The organism is Dyella sp., assembly GCF_035277725.1.
GTDB lineage: Bacteria > Pseudomonadota > Gammaproteobacteria > Xanthomonadales > Rhodanobacteraceae > Dyella_B.
This window is the reverse complement of sequence record NZ_DATEJY010000121.1, coordinates 1-18,412: the sequence shown is the minus strand read 5'-3', so window position 1 is coordinate 18,412 and position 18,412 is coordinate 1. Positions and strand designations below refer to the sequence as shown.

The 18,412-nt window shown below is 60.6% G+C and carries 14 protein-coding genes and 1 pseudogene; 13 read left to right on the top strand and 2 right to left on the bottom strand.

Annotation, left to right across the window (positions count from 1 at the left end):
* Nucleotides 1–144 precede the first annotated feature (144 nt).
* The 5 genes and pseudogenes from lexA (at nt 145) to VJR68_RS10875 (ending at nt 6,665) form a co-directional block, all read left to right on the top strand.
* The gene (lexA, locus tag VJR68_RS10895; RefSeq protein ID WP_324147706.1) at nt 145–765 is read left to right on the top strand and encodes a transcriptional repressor LexA; all 621 of its coding nucleotides are present in this window, start codon (nt 145–147) and stop codon (nt 763–765) included.
* Nucleotides 765–1,370: pseudogene (gene imuA, locus VJR68_RS10890) on the top strand (translesion DNA synthesis-associated protein ImuA); the annotation flags it as partial. The gene lexA and the pseudogene imuA, both read left to right, overlap by 1 nt.
* Nucleotides 1,371–1,589: 219 nt before the next feature.
* Nucleotides 1,590–2,990 (top strand): DNA polymerase Y family protein, encoded by a 1,401-nt coding sequence (locus VJR68_RS10885; protein WP_324147705.1) that lies wholly within the window; start codon nt 1,590–1,592, stop codon nt 2,988–2,990.
* Nucleotides 2,987–6,064, top strand: a complete 3,078-nt coding sequence (locus tag VJR68_RS10880) for an error-prone DNA polymerase (RefSeq protein ID WP_324147704.1) — start codon at nt 2,987–2,989, stop codon at nt 6,062–6,064. The genes VJR68_RS10885 and VJR68_RS10880 overlap by 4 nt, the downstream gene beginning before the upstream one ends.
* 7 nt (nt 6,065–6,071) lie before the next feature.
* Nucleotides 6,072–6,665, top strand: a complete 594-nt coding sequence (locus VJR68_RS10875) for an alpha-ketoglutarate-dependent dioxygenase AlkB (RefSeq protein ID WP_324147703.1) — start codon at nt 6,072–6,074, stop codon at nt 6,663–6,665.
* Nucleotides 6,666–6,752: 87 nt separating this feature from the next.
* Here the strand turns inward: VJR68_RS10875 and VJR68_RS10870 are convergent, their stop codons facing one another.
* Nucleotides 6,753–7,931 carry a phosphoglycerate kinase gene (locus tag VJR68_RS10870; RefSeq protein ID WP_324147702.1) on the bottom strand — a complete coding sequence of 393 codons (1,179 nt, stop codon included), beginning with the start codon at nt 7,929–7,931 and terminating at the stop codon, nt 6,753–6,755.
* A 128-nt stretch (nt 7,932–8,059) separates the two neighbouring features.
* Here VJR68_RS10870 and maiA point away from each other — a divergent pair, with 128 nt between their 5' ends.
* Nucleotides 8,060–8,716, top strand: coding sequence for a maleylacetoacetate isomerase (gene maiA, locus VJR68_RS10865; protein WP_324147701.1), 657 nt, complete (start codon nt 8,060–8,062; stop codon nt 8,714–8,716).
* Between the two features lie 77 nt (nt 8,717–8,793).
* On the opposite strand, the gene VJR68_RS10860 is transcribed toward maiA, so the two are convergent.
* On the bottom strand, nt 8,794–9,909 hold the full coding sequence (locus VJR68_RS10860; RefSeq protein ID WP_324147700.1) for a PilT/PilU family type 4a pilus ATPase: 1,116 nt from the start codon (nt 9,907–9,909) through the stop codon (nt 8,794–8,796).
* A 210-nt stretch (nt 9,910–10,119) separates the two neighbouring features.
* Here VJR68_RS10860 and VJR68_RS10855 point away from each other — a divergent pair, with 210 nt between their 5' ends.
* From VJR68_RS10855 to VJR68_RS10825, 7 genes are all read left to right on the top strand, one after another.
* Nucleotides 10,120–10,689, top strand: coding sequence for a DUF4398 domain-containing protein (locus VJR68_RS10855; protein ID WP_324147699.1), 570 nt, complete (start codon nt 10,120–10,122; stop codon nt 10,687–10,689).
* Between the two features lie 11 nt (nt 10,690–10,700).
* A complete protein-coding gene (locus VJR68_RS10850; RefSeq protein ID WP_324147698.1) occupies nt 10,701–11,336 on the top strand; it encodes a hypothetical protein in 636 nt (211 codons plus the stop codon).
* Between the two features lie 381 nt (nt 11,337–11,717).
* Nucleotides 11,718–11,951 carry a YdcH family protein gene (locus tag VJR68_RS10845; RefSeq protein WP_324147697.1) on the top strand — a complete coding sequence of 78 codons (234 nt, stop codon included), beginning with the start codon at nt 11,718–11,720 and terminating at the stop codon, nt 11,949–11,951.
* Between the two features lie 133 nt (nt 11,952–12,084).
* Nucleotides 12,085–13,455, top strand: coding sequence for a pyridoxal-phosphate dependent enzyme (locus VJR68_RS10840; protein WP_324147696.1), 1,371 nt, complete (start codon nt 12,085–12,087; stop codon nt 13,453–13,455).
* A gap of 421 nt (nt 13,456–13,876) precedes the next feature.
* Nucleotides 13,877–15,706, top strand: a complete 1,830-nt coding sequence (gene glmS, locus VJR68_RS10835; RefSeq protein ID WP_324147695.1) for a glutamine--fructose-6-phosphate transaminase (isomerizing) — start codon at nt 13,877–13,879, stop codon at nt 15,704–15,706.
* 217 nt (nt 15,707–15,923) lie between these two features.
* Complete coding sequence (locus tag VJR68_RS10830) at nt 15,924–16,577, top strand: response regulator transcription factor (protein WP_324147694.1); 654 nt, start codon at nt 15,924–15,926, stop codon at nt 16,575–16,577.
* 8 nt (nt 16,578–16,585) lie between these two features.
* Nucleotides 16,586–18,412, top strand: a 1,827-nt coding sequence (locus tag VJR68_RS10825; protein ID WP_324147693.1) for a sensor histidine kinase, incomplete at its 3' end; no start/stop codon positions are given.

The window sequence follows — 18,412 nt, the reverse complement described above, 5'->3', positions numbered from 1 at the left end:
TCGTCCCGGCGAAAGCCGGGATCCAGCGACTTTTGGGAGCTCAAAGTCACTAGGCCCCGGCTTTCGCCGGGGCGACGATGTCCAAGTTGGTGCGCCATTAGGGAGCACTTCATTTTCACCTAAAAAGGTGAAAAGATATGCGCCATGACTCTCCAGCTCACGAGCCGCCAATCCAACATCCTCGCCTTCATCCGCGAACGGCTGGAGCAGGCTGGGGAGGTGCCCACGCTGGAGGAAATCGGCCAGGCGATGGGCATTCCCAGCGTGAGTGCCGTGCTCAAGCACGTGCGCTCGCTGGAAGCCAAGGGGCGGCTGGTGATCGAGCCCAATCGGTCGCGCGGCATCCGACTGGTGCAGGAAACCGATCCGCTCGCCGCCGATACCCTCGAACTTCCTCTGGTTGGCCGCATCGCGGCCGGTGAGCCGATCTTTTCCGAATCGCGCGTGGAGCGCAGCCTGCGCGTCTCGCGCTGGCTGTTTCGTCTGCAACCGGATTACCTGGTGCGGGTCATGGGCGATTCCATGCGCGACGAAGGCATCCTGGATGGCGACTTGGTCGCTGTGCACGCCACGCCGGTTGCACGACATGGCCAAGTGGTGGCTGCGCGCGTGGCCGGTGATCGCTTCACCATCAAGCGGCTGTACTGGCAGGGCGATGTGATCCGCCTGTTGCCGAACAGCCCCGGTTATCAACCGATCGACCCCGATCCCACTGAAGACTTTGCCATCGAAGGACTGTTTGCGGGTCTGGTAAGGGGAAGCTGATGGGCACCGTGGTGGCTTTGTCAAACCTGCTTGACGCCCGGCAGGTATGGCGCGGCCGTGCGGAAGTGCCGGCCGAAGGCAGCCAGCCCACCGGCTGGCCAATGCTCGATGCCGCCTTGCCGGCACGCGGCTGGCCCGAAGCGTCGCTCACGGAAATCCTGCTGCCGGCCGACGGCATCGGTGAACTGCGCCTGGTGTTGCCCACGCTCGCACGCCTTACCCAGGGCCAGCGCCCGGTGATGCTGATTGCTCCACCGTACATGCCTTGCGCGATGGGCTGGCGGCAGCAGGGCGTGAATCTGCAGCATGTGGAAATCGTCGATGCAGACGAGAAACACGTGCTGTGGGCGGCTGAGCAAGCGCTGCGTTCCGGCAGTTGCGCCGCCGTGCTGGCATGGCCGCAGCAAGCCGACGATCGCAGTCTGCGTCGTCTGCAAGTGGCGGCGGATACCGGACGCGCATTGGCATTCGTATTCCGCGATCGTCGTTATCTGGCGAATGCATCGCCGGCAGCGTTGCGGTTGGAATTGGCCGCAACGCCGCAGCCTTCGCTTTGGATACGCAAATGCCGTGGCGCTAATGCGCCCATGCAAGCCATTCCCCTTGAGCAGAGCACTGTAGATCCCCTTGTCTGCCGCAACAATGAAACACTCCTTGCTGCCGTCATTCCCGCGAAGGCGGGAATCCCTGTTGCTCTTGGGGAAAAAGCGCAGATGGATTCCCGCTTTCGCGGGAATGACGGTAAACCTAGCGATGCTAGCGAGCCTTCTTCATCAAAAGCAGCGCCATCTTTGATGGGCTCAGTTTTACGATGGTGACCACGCATGCTGTGGGTCTGCATCACATTGCCGCATTTGGCGCTCGATGGCGTTCTCCGTCGTCGCGCCGATGACAGCCCGCTGGTATTGGTGGATGGTCCTGCGAATGCGCGTTGCGTGGTTGCCGCCAATGCCTCCGCGCAAGCTGCAGGTTTATACGTCGGTCAACGCCTGACCGCCGCCCAAGCCCTGCTGGCGCAATTCGAATCCATCCCTTACGACGCTGCCCAAGCCGATCGCTGGCAATGCTTTCTGGCCAGTGTGGCGTACCGCTACAGCTCGCAAGTGGCCTTGTTGCCGCAAGCCATCGTGCTGGAAATCAGCCGCAGTGAAAACCTGTTGGGCGATTGGCCAAAGATCGAACGCAACCTGCGCCGTGATCTCACCGAACTGGGTTTTCGCCACCGTATTGCTGCCGCTCCGACGCCACATGCCGCGCACGTGCTGGCGGGCGTGAACGATGGGCTGGCCGTGCTGACGCGGGAAACCATGCAGCGTGCGCTCGATGGCGTGCCGTTGCAGAAAAGCCATTTGCCGGAACACGCCATCGATGCACTGCCGCGCATGGGCATTCGTCAACTGGGCCAATTGCTGCGCATGCCTCGCGACGGATTGCAGCGGCGCTTTGGCGCTGAACTGCTGCAGACTATCGATCGCCTGTTGGGTGACATGCCGCCGGGATTCGATCTCTACATGCCGCCCGATGCCGTGGACTGGCATATCGAACTTTCGCATGAAGTGGAAAACATCGCAGCACTGATATTTCCGCTAAAGCGCATGACCGGCGATCTGGCGGCCTACCTCTCCGGCCGCGACGGTGGCGTGCAACGCTTCACCTTGCGACTGGAACATCGCGATCGCGTTGTCACTGACGTGCTGGTTGGCATGCTTTCGCCCGAACGCGATGCCAACGTATTGTTTGAAGCAGCACGTGGCCGACTGGAACAAGTGCAATTGCCTGCGCCCGTGTTGTCGCTGCGTCTGCTTGCCGATGATCTTCCCGGCTTCGTTCCCGCCGGCCGCGATCTGTTCGACGAACGCCCTGCCAACGCGCTGCCTTTCGAGCAATTGCGTGAACGCCTGCGTGCGCGGCTAGGCGATAACGCCGTGTATCGCTGGGGCAGCACCCACGATCCGCGTCCCGAGTACTCGCAACGCATGGCCGTGCAGAATGAAGATTTCATCGAACCACGTGCACGCCCCACCTGGTTGCTCGATAAGCCCGTGCCCTTGCGCGGCACACTGCGCATCCTCGCCGGCCCCGAGCGCATGGAAACCGGCTGGTGGGATGGCGATGCCGTACGCCGCGATTACTACATCGTCGAGACGGAACAAGGGCAGCGCGCCTGGGCCTATTGCACGAAAGACGAGCCAGGCGGCTGGATGCTGCATGGATGGTTCGCATGACCGAGTACGCCGAACTGCATTGCCTGTCGGATTTCTCTTTCCAGCGCGGCGCCTCCAGTGCGCGCGAATTGTTCGAGCGCGCGACCGATTGCGGTTACACCGCGTTGGCGATCACCGACGAATGCTCCCTCGCGGGCATCGTGCGCGCCTGGGAGGCATCGCGCGATACGAAAATGCCGTTGATCGTCGGCACGGAAATCCAGCTTGCCGATGGTCCCAAGCTGGTGCTTCTGGCGGAGAACAAGCAAGGCTACGTTTCGCTATGCCGCCTGATTACACGCGGGCGCAGGGCCTCCGAAAAAGGCGAGTACCGCCTGAATCGAGCGGACATTGCCGAAGGCGTGCCGGGTGCGCTGGTGCTTTGGATTCCCGATCGCGAACCCAGCCACGAACACGGTGCTTGGGTGAAGCACACTTTCGGCGATCGCGCGTGGCTGGCGGTCGAGCTGCATCGTGATGGCGATGATGCGGCACGCCTTGCGCAACTCGAAGCGCTGGGCGAAGCGTTGCAGTTGCCGCGCGTAGCAAGCGGCGACGTGCACATGCACATACGTCGATGCCTGCCGTTACAGCACACGATGACGGCGATTCGGCATCACATGACCATCGCCGAAGCTGGCGCCGTGCTGTTCCGCAACGGCGAGCGGCATCTTCGTCGGCGTTCGACGCTGGAAAAGATCTATTCCAAGGCACTGCTTGATGAAAGCGTGCGTATCGCCAAACGCTGCACGTTCAATCTGAAAAAAGATTTGCAGTATCAGTATCCCAAGGAACTGGTGCCGGAAGGCTATACGCCTATGCAATGGCTGCGCCGCCTTGTGGAGAAGGGGGCGGCATGGCGTTGGCCGCAAGGTGTTCCCGCCAAGCATCAAGCCACGATCGAGCATGAGCTTCAGCTGGTCGAGAAGAAGCAATACGAGGCGTTCTTTCTCACCGTGCACGACATTGTGCGTTATGCGCGCAACGAAAACATTCTCTGCCAGGGGCGTGGCTCGGCGGCCAATTCCATCGTCTGCTTCGTCCTGGGCGTGACGGATGCTGATCCGGAAAAGGTCAATCTGTTGGTGGAGCGCTTCATCTCCGTGGAGCGCGATGAGCCGCCCGATATCGACGTCGATTTCGAGCACGAGCGCCGCGAAGAAGTCATTCAGTATGTCTACAAGAAATACGGGCGCGAGCGTGCCGCCATTGCCGCCACGGTCATCAGCTATCGCGCCAAAAGCGCCGTGCGCGACGTAGCCAAGGCCTTGGGTTTGCCTGAAGACCAAATCGACAAGCTTAGCCGCGTCTTCTTTCGTGTCGGTGATGCTTCGTTGAATCAACGGCTGCGTGAGCAAGGTTTCGATCCCGATGCGCGCGTGATGCGCCAACTGCTTGCGCTTACGGCGCAGTTGCTCGACAAGCCGCGCCATCTGAGCCAGCACGTAGGTGGTTTCGTGATCCATGACGCGCCGTTGCATGAATTGGTGCCGGTAGAAAACGCGGCCATGGCCGATCGCACCATTATCCAGTGGGACAAGGATGATCTGGATACGATGGGCTTGCTCAAGGTCGATTGCCTGGCGCTCGGCATGCTGACCTGCCTGCGCAAGTGCTTCGATCTGGTAGAAAAGCACGGTGGTAAGAAATGGGATATCGCGACGATCAAGTCCGACGACGACGCCACCTACGACATGATCCAGAAGGCCGACACCATTGGCGTATTTCAAATCGAAAGCCGCGCCCAGATGGCGATGCTGCCGCGGCTGAAACCTGCCAATTACTACGACTTGGTCATCCAGATCGCGATCGTGCGACCGGGACCGATCCAGGGTGACATGGTGCATCCGTATCTGCGGCGCCGAAGCGGCGAAGAGCCTGTCGTCTATCCATCGACAGAACTGGAACCGGTGCTGGAACGCACCAAAGGCGTGCCGCTGTTCCAGGAACAAGTGATGAAGCTGGCCATGGTGGCGGCCGGCTATACGGCAGGCGAAGCCGATTCATTGCGCCGTGCCATGGGTGCATGGAAGCGCCATGGCGGCATGGAGAAGCATCACGACAAGCTCGTCGCCGGCATGTTGAAAAACAACTACACGGAAGCGTTCGCCGAGCAGATTTTCAATCAGATAAAAGGCTTCGGCAGCTATGGCTTTCCCGAAAGCCATGCCGCCAGTTTCGCCAATCTCGCCTACGCCAGCAGCTGGCTGAAATGCCATGAGCCTGCCGCGTTCGCTTGCGCCTTGCTCAACGCGCAACCGATGGGTTTCTACGGTCCCAGCCAGATCGTGCAGGATGCGCAACGCCATGACGTTCGTGTGCGGCCGGTCGATGTGCGCTACAGCGAATGGGATTGCACGTTGGAGCCGGATGCGCACAGCGAGGGTGGGTTGGCTTTGCGCCTTGGGTTGCGTCAATTACGAGGTTGCAGTGAGAAAGTCGCCACGCGTATTGCTGAAGTCCGTAAAACTGGCCCTTTCCACGATGTGGTCGATCTTTGCACGCGTGCCGAACTGGATCGACGTCATCAGGACCTGCTCGCCGACGCCGGTGCTCTGCGTGGCCTGGCCGGTCATCGCCATCGCGCCCTATGGCTGACCTCCGGCGTGGAGGCGCAGCTGCCTTTGTTTGGCCGCAGCAGTCCGCGCGAGCAGAACATCGTGTTGCCGCTGCCAACGGTGACTGAAAACATGACGGCCGATTACGCGCATAGCGGACTGAGCCTTGGTCCGCATCCGCTGAAACTGTTGCGCAGCCGCCTGCGTGCGGAGCGCTATCTGGATTCGCGCTCCCTGCAGAAACTGCCGCATGCCACGGCGGTGCGCACGGTGGGATTGGTCACACAACGCCAGCAGCCCCAAACCGCCAGCGGCGTCACCTTCATCACCATCGAAGACGAATTCGGTCACGTGAACGTCGTGGTGTGGAGTCACATCGCGCAAACCCAGCGCCGTCCTTATCTGGAAGCACGCTTGCTGGCGATCGAGGGACGCTGGGAAGCCGTTGATGGCGTAAGCCATCTGATCGCACGCCGGCTGACCGATCTCAGCAGCATGCTGGCGGATCTGGATGCCCGCTCGCGGGATTTTCATTGAGGTGGTTATGCAAGCGCTACTTTTCGAGCAGGGCGTGCAAAGGATTGTCGACAACGGAACAGGGCCGATTATCTATTACCCAGGCGTCATCACACCCGCATTAGCGGCAACCTGGTTTGAGACCTTATCTACCCAAGGCGACTGGCATGAAAGCTCGCGCATGATGTACGAGCGCCTGGTAGGCGTGCCGCGCTTGCATTGCCATTACGATCTCGCCAGCTCTGCATTGCCGGCCATATTGCGCGATGCACTGGCGGTGGTGCAGCAACACGTGAATGCGCCCTTCAACAGCATCGGCCTCAACTGCTACCGCGACGAGCACGACAGCGTGGCGCCGCATAACGACAAGTTGCACGAACTGATACCGCATCAACCGATTGTGCTGTTGTCATTGGGCGCAACACGCACCATGGTGATTCAGCGCAAGAAGCCGCCGCGATTGAAGACCGAGCTGGAGCTGGAAGCAGGCAGCCTGTTGCTGATGGGATGGAATGCGCAGCTGAATTACGACCACGGCATTCCCAAGCTCCCGGTGCCGGTGGGGCCTCGGATCAGTGTGGCTTTCCGGGTACGACCGCGCCGCGGAACATGGGGCGCGTAGGTTGGGGTGCGAACCCCAACGTCGTGATGCCCGCATGCATGGCAACGTTGGGGTTCGCACCCCAACCTGCGGCGCCAACTGATGCTTTTACTTTGCCGCGCGCGCCTTGAGCGCCGCCACGGCCGGCAATTCCTTGCCTTCCAGGAATTCCAGGAACGCACCACCGCCGGTGGAAATGTAGGAAACCTTGTCTTCGATACCGTACTTATCGACCGCCGCCAGCGTGTCGCCGCCGCCGGCAATCGAAAACGCCTTCGAATCGGCCACCGCATGCGCCAGTACTTCGGTGCCCTTGCCGAAGGCATCGAATTCGAACACGCCCACCGGGCCGTTCCACACCACCGTGCCGGCCTTGGCGATCAACTCGGCATATTGCTTGGCGGTTTCCGGACCGATGTCCAGGATCATCTCGTCGTCCTTCACTTGGTCGACGGCTTTCACCGTGGCCGGCGCATGCGCGGAAAATTCCGGCGCCACCACCACGTCCACCGGCATTGGCACGTCGGCACCGCGGCGCTTGGCATCGGCGAGTACTTTCTTGGCAGCAGGAATCAGGTCGGGTTCGTACAACGAATTGCCGACGGAATGGCCTGCCGCAGCAATAAAGGTGTTGGCGATGCCGCCGCCCACGATCAGCTGATCGACTTTGCCGATCAGGTTTTCCAGCAGCGTGAGCTTGGTGGAAACCTTGGAGCCGGCGACGATGGCAAGCAGCGGATGCGCGGGATGCTCCAGCGCCTTGCCGAGCGCATCGAGTTCATTGCAAAGCAGCGGGCCTGCAGCAGCAATCGGCGCGAACTTGATCACGCCATGCGTGGAAGCCTGTGCGCGATGCGCCGTACCGAACGCATCCATCACGAAGACATCGCACAGCGCGGCATACTTCTTCGCCAGCGCTTCATCATCCTTGCCTTCGCCGACATTCATGCGGCAGTTTTCCAGTACCACCACTTCGCCGTCGGCTACGTCCACGCCATCGAGATAATCGGCGACCAGGCGTACCGGCTTGCCGAGTTGTTCGCCCAGCCATGCCGCCACCGGCTTGAGCGAGGATTCCTCGTCGAACTGACCTTCCTTCGGGCGGCCCAAGTGCGACATCACCATCACCTTGGCGCCGGCATCGCGTGCGGCCTTGATGGTCGGCAGCGATGCATCCAGGCGTTGCGTGGAGGTGATGCGGCCATTCTCGATCGGCACGTTCAAGTCTTCGCGAATCAGCACGCGCTTGCCGCGCAGGTCGAGGTCGCTCATGCGGGTGATGGTCACGGAAAAACTCCTGGCAGCTAGGGAAGAAGGTCGGGCGCAGAGGCCGTAACCGGGCATTTTCCTGCCGGCCTCACGGCGATGCAAACGGTGAGAGTTACACTCAAGGTCTCATTTCTATGGAAAGGCCCATGTCTTCCAGCCTCGTGCTTTACGGTTACTGGCGTTCCAGCGCGGCCTTTCGTGTACGCATCGCACTGAATCTAAAGGGCTTGCATTACGAAACGCGGGCCGTGCATCTGGTTCGCGATGGCGGCGAGCAGCACGCGCCGGCCTATGCGGCGATCAATCCACAGCAGCTCGTGCCAGCCCTGGTCGATGGGGACAAGGTGATGACACAGTCCATGGCCATTGCCGAGTATCTGGATGAAGTTCATCCGCATCCGCCGCTCTTGCCGGCCGATGCCGCAGGCAGGGCGCGCGTGCGCGCATTGGCGCAAGTGGTTGGCTGCGATATCCATCCCATCGGCAACCTGCGCGTGCTGCAGCAGATCGGTTCGCAGTTCGGTGCCGATGACGAACAGAAAGGCATCTGGATGCGGCACTGGATTACGGCTGGATTTCAGGCATTGGAAACCACGCTGGCGAACAGCAAGGAGACCGGCCGCTATTGCCATGGAGATACGCCAGGACTGGCCGATCTTTGCCTGATACCGCAGGTCTATAACGCGCGGCGATGGAAGACGCCGCTGGATGATTACCCGACGATCGTGCGCATCGAGACAGCGTGCATGGAACTGGATGCGTTCAAAGCGGCAGTGCCAGAACAGCAGCCCGACGCCCCCTAGGTTGGGGTGCGAACCCCAACATTCCCTGATATTGGCATGCCATGTTGGGGTTCGGCTGCGCCTCACCCCAACCTACATTAGAAGCCCAAGCCGTACGGATCGTTGCCCGCCAGCTCCGCCGTTTCCGAATTGCCGCCTTCCGACAGACGAATCTTCAGTGCAAGACCATCGCGCGAGTCGGCCTTCGCCAGCGCTTCTTCCAGCTCGATACGGCCGGCCTTGTACAACTTGTACAGCGACTGGTCGAAGGTCTGCATGCCTTCCTGCAGACTGCGATCCATGGCTTCTTTCACTTCATGGATCTGGCCGCGGCGGATCATGTCGCGGATCAGCGGCGTGTTGAGCAGCACTTCCACCGCCGGCAGGCGGCGGCCGTCCTTGCCGCTGACCAGGCGCTGGCTGATCACTGCGCGCAGGTTCAGGGCCAGGTTCATCAGCACGTTCTTGTGCGCCGATTCGGGGAAGAAGTTGAGGATGCGTTCCAGCGTCTGGTCGGCGTTGTTGGAGTGCAGCGTCGCCAGGCACAAGTGCCCGGTTTCGGAGAACGAGATGGCCGCTTCCATCGTATCGGTGTCGCGGATTTCGCCGATCATGATCACGTCCGGCGCCTCGCGCATCGCGTTGCGCAGGGCCTCGTGATAGGTGTGCGTATCCAGGCCCACTTCGCGCTGGTTGACGATCGATTTCTTGTGGCGGTGCAGGTATTCGATCGGGTCCTCGATGGTGAGGATGTGCCCGGACGAATGGCTGTTGCGATGGTCGAGCATGGCCGCCAGCGTGGTCGACTTACCCGAACCGGTAGCGCCCACCACCAGGATCAGGCCGCGCGGTTCCATGATCAGGTCACGGAAGATCGGCGGCAGCTGCAGTTGTTCGATGCTGGGGATCTCGCTCTTGATTGCGCGGATCACCATGCCCACTTCGCCGCGTTGCTTGAATACGTTGATGCGAAAACGGCCGGCCTCTTTCACGGCCAGGGCCATATTGAGTTCCAGGTCACGCTCGAACTGTGGGACCTGTCCCTCGTCCATCAGCGAATAGGCGATTTTTTTCACCATGCCGCTGGGTAGCCCGGTGTTGCCGAGCGGGTAGAGCTTGCCCTCGACCTTGATGTTTACCGGGGCGCCGGTCGTCAGAAACATATCCGACGCGCCCTTGTCCACCATCAACTTGAGGAAGTAACCGATATCCACCTTAAAGACCCCAGTTTTTTGCGCATTGCATTCAAGGATTATGCCCGACCACAATACGCCGTGACGCTCCGAGAGGAATGAGTGATGGTCCACATATTTTCCCCGTTGACGGTGCGTAAGCGACGCATCCCGACGGCGGCTTCTGTACTGCTGCTGGCCGTATCGTTGACCCTGGGCGGGTGCGCCAGCGTACCCCCGCCAGATAACCTGATGAATCAGGCACAAGCGCAATTGCAAAGCGCTCGCGATGCGGGCGCACCCGACTACGACCCGGTCGATTTCGGCTTTGCGCAGGACAAGTTCCAGCAAGCCCAGCAGGCCATGGCCAACCGCAAATACGATCAAGCAGCCGACCTGGCCGATGAGTCGCGTGCGGATGCCACCCTGGCGCGCACCAAGGCGCAACTTGCCCAGGCACGTGCCCAGATTCAGTCAAAAACAGACGCAAACAGTCGCTTGCGCTCCCAGAATGCCGAAGCGCAGTCGGAAAACGACCAGCATTACCAGCAGCAGAAAGCCCAGCTGACTGCGCAGATGGCCGCGGCCCAGCAGCCGGACAACGGCCAGAACGGTCAAGACGACGGCAATCCGGCTTCGTCTTCCTCCAGCGCACCCGCGCCGGCCGCCAGTTCGCCACTGCCGCAGCAGGCCCCGATGCAGGAAATGCCGGCGCCTTCCTCCTCGGTACTGGGCAATCCGCAGCAACAACAACCGCAACCCGGGCAGGGTGGTTTCCAGACCGTGCCTGACGCTGGCCAGCAGAATCAGGGAGGCCAGTAATGAAGCATTCCATGTTCAAAAAACACCGTTTGTCGATCATCGCCGTTTCGCTGTTGGCCGTATTCGCCAGCGCCGCCGTTCAGGCGCGCAAGGACGACATGGATGTCGACCGGTTGACCAATAGCTTGAATCAGCTGGCCGCCGATCCGAACCTGGGCATCTATGCCCAGGCCGACCAAGCCCTGGCGCGCGACGCCATCAACCAGTTGACCCAGGCCGGTTCGCGCCAGCGGCCGCATGCGCTGTACATCGCCCAGCGCCGGGTGGACCAGGCCAGGGCCGAAGCGCAGTTGCAGGCGTCGCAACGCCAGCTCAACCAGCTCGACCAGGAAAACGCCCAGCTGCAACTGGAGCGCAGCCGCATCGACGCCACCGCCGCACAGCAGCAGTTGGACATCCAGCGCATGCAATACCAGATCGCCCAGCAGGAAACCATGCGGCTGCAGGCGCAAGGCCAGGAAGCCGCCGACCAGGCTGCCCAGGCCAAGGCCGAAGCCGAGCAGGCGCGCAAGCTGGCGGCGGCGCAAAGCAAGGTGGCCGCCGCCGCCAGGCGCCAGGCCGATCTCGCCGCCAAGGCTGCCAAGGCGTTGCGTTCGCAGATGCAGGACCAGTCCGCGCCCAGCGGCAACTCAGGCGGCGGCAAGTAACTGCCAGCAGGTAGGTTGGGGTGCGAACTCCAACATCGCCATCTTGATTGGGCCGTAAGTTGGGGTTCGCACCCCAACCTACGCGCTATAAGGGGAGAGGGGCGTTTGTTTCCACCCGTTTTACGGGTTTTTGACGACATCCCACGCTCCCATGCGCCTTCCCGAGGGGGCCTTGTGCCCCCGCCAAGTGGGGAGTAGGGTCGAAATCGCTGCGGCCCTTCAGCCGCCGCAGCCTACCGACTGAATCATGCGCCTACCCATCGACATTCCTGCATCCGTTCCCTGCATCAGGGAAACGGATTTTGGTTATGCGCGTGATTTGCTTTTGTTCTCAAGCGCCCCATGCGGGCGACTGCAGTCCTACTGCGAGGAGGTTGGATCATGTTCGAAGATCAGCAGCGTGACGCTGTCGAAGCCCTGAAAAAGGCCGACGCCGAGTTTCGCCGGCTCTATCAAAAACACACGGAGCTCAACAGCAAGGTGGACAACGCCGAAATAGGCGTACTCCCTGTTGACGACATGACCCTCAGTTCGATGAAGAAAGAAAAATTACAAATCAAAGAACGCCTGCAGCGCATGTGGGACGACCACCACGCTCGACAGCACATTCATTGAGCGAAAGAATCCAAAAAAAGCCCCGGAGCGGAAACGTTCCGGGGCTTTTGTTTTTCCGAAACACGCCAAGCGCGTCCGCTGCGCGCTCCATTATGATTGCCCTTCATATCCCAGCCCCGCCTACGGAGCCTTCATGTCGGTCAATGCCAGCGTCCTCGAACTGATCGGAAACACCCCCATGGTGCGCGCACAGCGCCTGGACACTGGGCGTTGCGAGCTGTTCCTGAAACTGGAAAGCGCCAACCCCGGCGGCTCGGTCAAGGACCGCATCGGCCTGTCTATGATCGAAGGCGCGGAAAAAGCCGGAAAGATCAAATCCGGCGCCACCCTGGTGGAAGGCACCGCCGGCAACACCGGCCTTGGGCTGGCGCTGGTCGCCCAGGCCAAGGGTTATCGCCTCATTCTTGTCGTGCCCGACAAGATGAGCCGCGAGAAAATCTTCAACCTCAAGGCGATGGGCGCCGAAGTGGTGCTGACCCGCTCCGACGTGGCCAAGGGGCACCCGGAGTATTACCAGGACATGGCCGAGCGCATCGCGCGCGAAACGCCGGGCGCGTATTTCATCAACCAGTTCGGCAACCCCGACAACCCGCGCGCGCACGTCGAAACCACCGGTCCGGAAATCCTCAAGCAGATGGACGGCAAGGTGGATGCCGTGGTCGTGGGTTGCGGTTCCTCCGGCACGATGACCGGCTTGTCGCAGTACTTCGCCAAGGCGTCGCCGAACACGGAAATCGTGCTGGCCGATCCGGTGGGTTCCATCCTCGCGCAATACATCAACGAAGGCGTGCTCTCCACCAAATCCGGCAGCTGGATGGTGGAAGGCATCGGCGAGGATTTCCTGCCCACCATCAGCGACTTCTCGCGCGTCAAAAAGGCCTATGCCATCTCCGACAAGGAAAGCTTTCTCGCCGCACGCGAATTGCTGGCGAAAGAAGGTGTGCTGGGCGGTTCCTCCACCGGCACATTGCTGGCCGCCGCACTCAAATACTGTCGCGAGCAGACCGAATCCAAGCGCGTCGTGACGCTGGTATGCGACACCGGCAACAAGTACCTGTCCAAGATGTACAACGATTACTGGATGCTCGATAACGGCTTCATCGAACGCGAACAGCACGGCGATCTGCGCGACCTCCTGCTGCGCCCGTTCTCGCGCCGCGACACCGTCGTGATCGGCCCCAACGAACTGCTGATGACGGCATACACGCGCATGAAGCTGTATGACATCTCGCAGCTGCCGGTGATGGAAGGCCATCGCCTTATCGGCATCCTCGACGAATCCGACGTGCTGATGCACGTGCACGCCGACGAAGCGCGTTTCCGCGACAGCGTCGCCACCGCCATGATCAGCGACCTGCAAATGCTGGACGTCCGCTCGCCGATCGAGGCATTGCTGCCCGTGTTCGAGCGCGGCCACGTCGCCATCGTGATGGACGACGGGCAATTTCTCGGCCTGATCACCCGCATCGATTTGCTGAACTATCTGCGCCGCAAAGTGCACTGAAGCGCGAAGACCACTCACTCCCCTGCACGCAGGGGAGGGGGCTGATTTGCGGTGTTTTGTGGCTATCCAGCCATGAGCAGCGAGTCCGAAAAAGATGTGATCAAGAGACAAGGCTTGATCAGGGGCACTCAACGAATTGCTCTTGAAATAATGGAGTTACCGCTGGATCAAACCCTGCATAACTCCACCTGCCATCCATGCGCAAACATGCATTGACGATTTGCTCACTGCGTCCCCGGCGAAGATAGGTGGCGTTGATCTCCCGTCAATTTGTCTCGATGCAAATACCGACAGCGCCTTCCATCATCCATGGGCGAGAAGTAGTCTCGTCACTCATGAACCCCGGCGTCGAAAGCCTGTCGAAACGATAGCTCGTCAAAGTCGCCGCCCTCATTCAAACCATCGCCATAGGAAGTCGACCATGTGTGGAATCGTTGCCGCTGCTGCCCAGCGAGATGTCGCACCACTGCTGATTGCCGGCCTCAAGGCGCTGGAATATCGCGGCTACGATTCGGCGGGCCTCGCCGTGCTGGAAGGCGGCGACGTGCATCGCGTGCGCGCCAAGGGCAAGGTGCGCGAGATGGAAGCCCTGTATCTCGCCGAGCCGTTTCCGGGTGGCACCGGTATCGCGCACACGCGCTGGGCCACCCATGGCGTACCTAACGAAGTGAACGCGCACCCGCACATCATCGGCCGCGTCACGCTCGTGCATAACGGCATCATCGAAAACTACGCCAAGCTGCGCGGTGATCTGCAATCGAAAGGTTACGTCTTCGCTTCCGAAACCGATACGGAAGTGATGGCCGCGCTGATCGACCTGCATATTGCGCAAGGCATGAAACTACGCGAGGCCGTGCTCGCTACCGTGCGCGAACTCGAAGGCGCCTATGCCATTGCCGTCATGAGCCGCGACGAACCCGGTCGCGTGATCGGTGCACGGCGTGGCGCGCCGCTGCTGGTTGGCGTGGGCATCGGCGAGAACTTCCTGGGCTCCGATGCGCAAGCCTTGGTGCAAGTCACCAACAGAATCATTTATCTCGAAGAAGACGACGTCGTCGACGTCACTCGCGAAGGCGTCAAGGTCTACACATTGGATGGCACGCCGGTCGAGCGCGGCATCCAGGAAAGCGAACTCTCGGCCGACGCAGTGGAGCGCGGCGAATACCGCCACTACATGCAGAAGGAAATCTTCGAGCAGCCGCACGCCGTGGCGAATACGCTGGAAGCCCGCATCAACGCGCATGGCGTACTGCCCAACGTGTTCGGTACCGGCGGCGATGAATTGCTGGCGAAAGTAAAAGGCGTGCACATCGTTGCATGCGGCACCAGCTACCACGCAGGCATGGTCGCCAAATACTGGATCGAAGATTACGCCCGCCTGCCGGTCAACGTGGAGGTAGCCAGCGAATACCGCTACCGCGAAACCGTTGTGCCGGACGGCACCCTGTTCGTTGCCATTTCCCAATCCGGCGAAACCGCCGACACCCTCGCCGCCATGCGCGAATCGCGCCGTCGCGGCTACCTCGGCACACTCGCCATCTGCAACGTGCCCGAATCATCCGTCACGCGCGAAGCCGATCTCAAGCTGATGACACGCGCCGGCCCGGAAATCGGCGTCGCTTCCACCAAAGCCTTCACCACCCAGCTCGCCGCGCTAGCCCTGCTTACCTTGCATCTGGCCAAACAGCAGGGCCTGGATCAAGCACGCCTTGGCGATCTCACCGAACAATTGCTGCGCCTGCCGCGCATATTGGATGAAGCACTCAAGCTCGAACCGCAAGTCATTGAACTCGCCGAGCGTTTCGTGCACCGCCATCACGCCCTTTTCCTTGGCCGCGGCGCGCACTACCCCGTAGCGTTGGAAGGCTCGCTCAAGCTCAAGGAAATCTCCTATATCCACGCCGAAGCCTACGCCGCCGGCGAACTGAAACACGGCCCGCTCGCCCTGGTCGACGAAGACATGCCCGTCGTCGCCGTCGCACCCAATGGTCCGCTGCTCGACAAACTCAAATCCAACCTGCAAGAAGTGCGCGCGCGCGGTGGCGAGTTGATCGTCTTCGCCGATGCCAAGGCGCACTTCGATGGCAATCCCGCGCGCGGTGCGGTGCTTACCATCGATGGCGGCGGTGATTTCATCGCGCCCGCCGTGTTTACCGTGCCGCTGCAGTTGCTTGCGTATCACGTTGCCGTGCTGCGTGGTACTGACGTTGACCAGCCGAGAAACTTGGCCAAGTCAGTCACTGTCGAATGAGTAGGCTGGGATGAAATCTCAACTTGCTTTTTGATCGAAGTTAAAGTGCTTCCAGAAAAGCTTGCAAAGCTGCTCGCTCCTCAACGGAGGAGTCGCAGCGGACAACCTTTTGCATACGACCACCGCCCATGGGTTAGCATAACCAGCGCCACATTCAGGGGGTGGAGGGCGCATGGTCTCGACAGGGGAGCATATCGCATGGGGTTCCGTGCTCGTCGTGGAAGACGACGAGTCAACGCAGCAGCGACTTGTTCGCCTGTTGTCGGAGCTGCGCGGCGCAACGCATGATATTGCGGTGGCATCCACTGTTGCGGACGCCAAGACCATTATTCCAACGCTGACACCCCGCTTGGCACTGGTCGACATTGGATTGCCGGACGGTAATGGGGTGGAGCTGATTGGCTGGGTGGAAAATCATCATCCCGATATGATGACGATAGCGATCTCGGCATGGGGACACGAAGACATCGTATTGGCCGCGCTGCGCGCCGGTGCTGCGGGGTATCTATTGAAGGAGCGCGACGATGTTGAACTTCGCGCTGCCTTGCAGGCCATTCGCCGTGGCGGTGCATTGATCGATCCACTTATCGCGCGCCGCATTCTTTCCTATGTACTGCTTGCTTCCCAAGAGAATCACGCACCGCCTGTTTCTCTCGCCGACGCATCGGCCAGAAATGACATATCGCTCTCGGAGCGGGAGTCGGAAATTCTGCAGTTTGTCGCGCGCGGATTCAGCAATCGCGAAATTGCCGAGCTTACCGGACTTTCGCGCTTTACCATCGAAGGCTATACCAAGAGCATCTACCGCAAACTGGCTGTCAGCTCGCGCACGGCGGCGGTATTCGAAGCCAAGTCCATGGGGTTGCTATAGATATGCGTGTGGTTTTCGCTCTGTTGCTTGCGTGCGGATTGTTTGCATCCTCAGTTGCCGCAGAGCAAACACTGTCGACGTCGAATGCAACCATCGAGCTTCAATCTGCCGAGGCGGCGCCGGCCGATTGGCGTTCCGAGGTGCCGCCAGTCGATGGTTGGACACCTGTCAAACTGATGGACTTGTGGGATGCCCGTTGGCCGCGTCACGACGGTGTGGTGTGGTATCGACTGCACTGGAATCAGGCCAATGCCGATCAACCGGTGGGTTTGCTCATCGACTACGTCAGCTTGGCCTATGTCCTCTACGTCAATGGCAACCGGATCTATAGCGATACCCAACTGGAGGAGCCGCTTTCACGTACGTGGACCCGGCCGCAATATTTTCTGCTCGACAAACCATTGCTTCGTTCCGGACAAAATACGTTGCTGGTGCGCGTATCTGGATTAGCCAAATATCAACCGGGATTCGGCACCGTTACGATTGGAAATCCCGCAGCTGTGCAAGCACGCCAACGCCGAAGCGAGTTCTTGCGCTACGACGTGCAAGTATTCGATCTATCCGCCAGCCTCGTCTTCGGTGGGGTGTTCTTCCTGCTTTGGCTGTTGCGGCGTAAAGACACCTACTATGGCTGGTATGCCCTGTGTACTGTGGCCTGGTCGTTGTATACGCTCAATTTCATTGCTTCCAGCCCATGGCCGTTCGATAACACGGATATCTGGGAAGCGATCAATGCGGCGGCATACTTCGCGTCGACGGTAACGTTCACGATCTTCCTGCTTCGCTACGCGGGTTATCGGTGGCTGCGTACAGAACGAGTCATGCTGGTGCTTTGCGTGGCGCTATTCGCCGCTGCCCTGTTATGGCCTCAATGGACGGGTCACCATCGCGCCGTCGCTTTTATCGTCGGTTGCAGCATCTATTACGTGGCCATCTTTGGGTTCATGGGTTATGCGTGGCGACACGGACGCGCGGATAACTACGCGTTGGCCGGCAGCCTGCTGATTCCCCTGGTCGTCTCTGCGCACGACATGTTGCTGTTTCTTGGCGTCATTCACAGTGACAGCTACCTACTGGCGGTGACCTCGCCGGTGACGATCATCGGTATGGGCAGCGCCCTTGCATACCGCTTTGCCGTCGCCATGCGGCGGGCGGAAAACTTCAACCTGGAACTGCAGCGAGAGGTGCAGGCGGCGACGGGTCGACTGACGGAGACGCTCAAGCGCGAGCACGATCTAGCCTTGAACAACGCGCGCATCGGCGAGCGCCTCAATCTCGTACGCGACTTGCACGACGGCTTCGGTGGCAGCCTGCTTGCCGCCATTTCAACGCTCGAAAATCCGCGTCTTCAGCCGGAACCTACACAAGTCGTCATCACGCTCAAGGAGCTTCGCGACGACTTGCGCTTGATCATCGACACGACCACTCATGAACGCGATACCGATTTGGGCGCGTTGCTCGCGCCGCTGCGGCATCGCTGGAGCCAGCGTTTTGAAGCGACCGCCATCGAGAGCCGATGGACAGTGGAGGGCGTGGATGATCTAAGCCTTGGCACCATGCGGGTGTTGGAATTGCTGCGCTTCCTGCAGGAGGCCCTGACCAATGTGTTCAAGCACAGCAGCGCATCGCTGGTGTATGTGTGCGTCCGGCGCGAAGGTGAATGCCTGAATGTGGAAGTGCGCGACGACGGGCAAGGTTTCGATCCGGCCAGTTTAGCGAGGCGGGGAGCGGGCTTGCCGAGCCTGCATGCCCGTGCTGGCAGGCTTGGCGCTACCTTACAGATAACGTCGTCACCAGGGGAGGGGACGCGCCTCGGCTTTGCCGCCCCCGTACTC

Coding starts and splice junctions, on each gene's coding strand:
- VJR68_RS10875 (WP_324147703.1), top strand. CDS start 6,072: ATGCAAGCGCTACTTTTCGAGCAGGGCGTGCAAAGGATTGTCGACAAC.
- glmS (WP_324147695.1), top strand. CDS start 13,877: ATGTGTGGAATCGTTGCCGCTGCTGCCCAGCGAGATGTCGCACCACTG.
- VJR68_RS10880 (WP_324147704.1), top strand. CDS start 2,987: ATGACCGAGTACGCCGAACTGCATTGCCTGTCGGATTTCTCTTTCCAG.
- VJR68_RS10885 (WP_324147705.1), top strand. CDS start 1,590: ATGCTGTGGGTCTGCATCACATTGCCGCATTTGGCGCTCGATGGCGTT.
- VJR68_RS10855 (WP_324147699.1), top strand. CDS start 10,120: ATGAATCAGGCACAAGCGCAATTGCAAAGCGCTCGCGATGCGGGCGCA.
- VJR68_RS10840 (WP_324147696.1), top strand. CDS start 12,085: ATGTCGGTCAATGCCAGCGTCCTCGAACTGATCGGAAACACCCCCATG.
- lexA (WP_324147706.1), top strand. CDS start 145: ATGACTCTCCAGCTCACGAGCCGCCAATCCAACATCCTCGCCTTCATC.
- VJR68_RS10850 (WP_324147698.1), top strand. CDS start 10,701: ATGTTCAAAAAACACCGTTTGTCGATCATCGCCGTTTCGCTGTTGGCC.
- VJR68_RS10845 (WP_324147697.1), top strand. CDS start 11,718: ATGTTCGAAGATCAGCAGCGTGACGCTGTCGAAGCCCTGAAAAAGGCC.
- maiA (WP_324147701.1), top strand. CDS start 8,060: ATGTCTTCCAGCCTCGTGCTTTACGGTTACTGGCGTTCCAGCGCGGCC.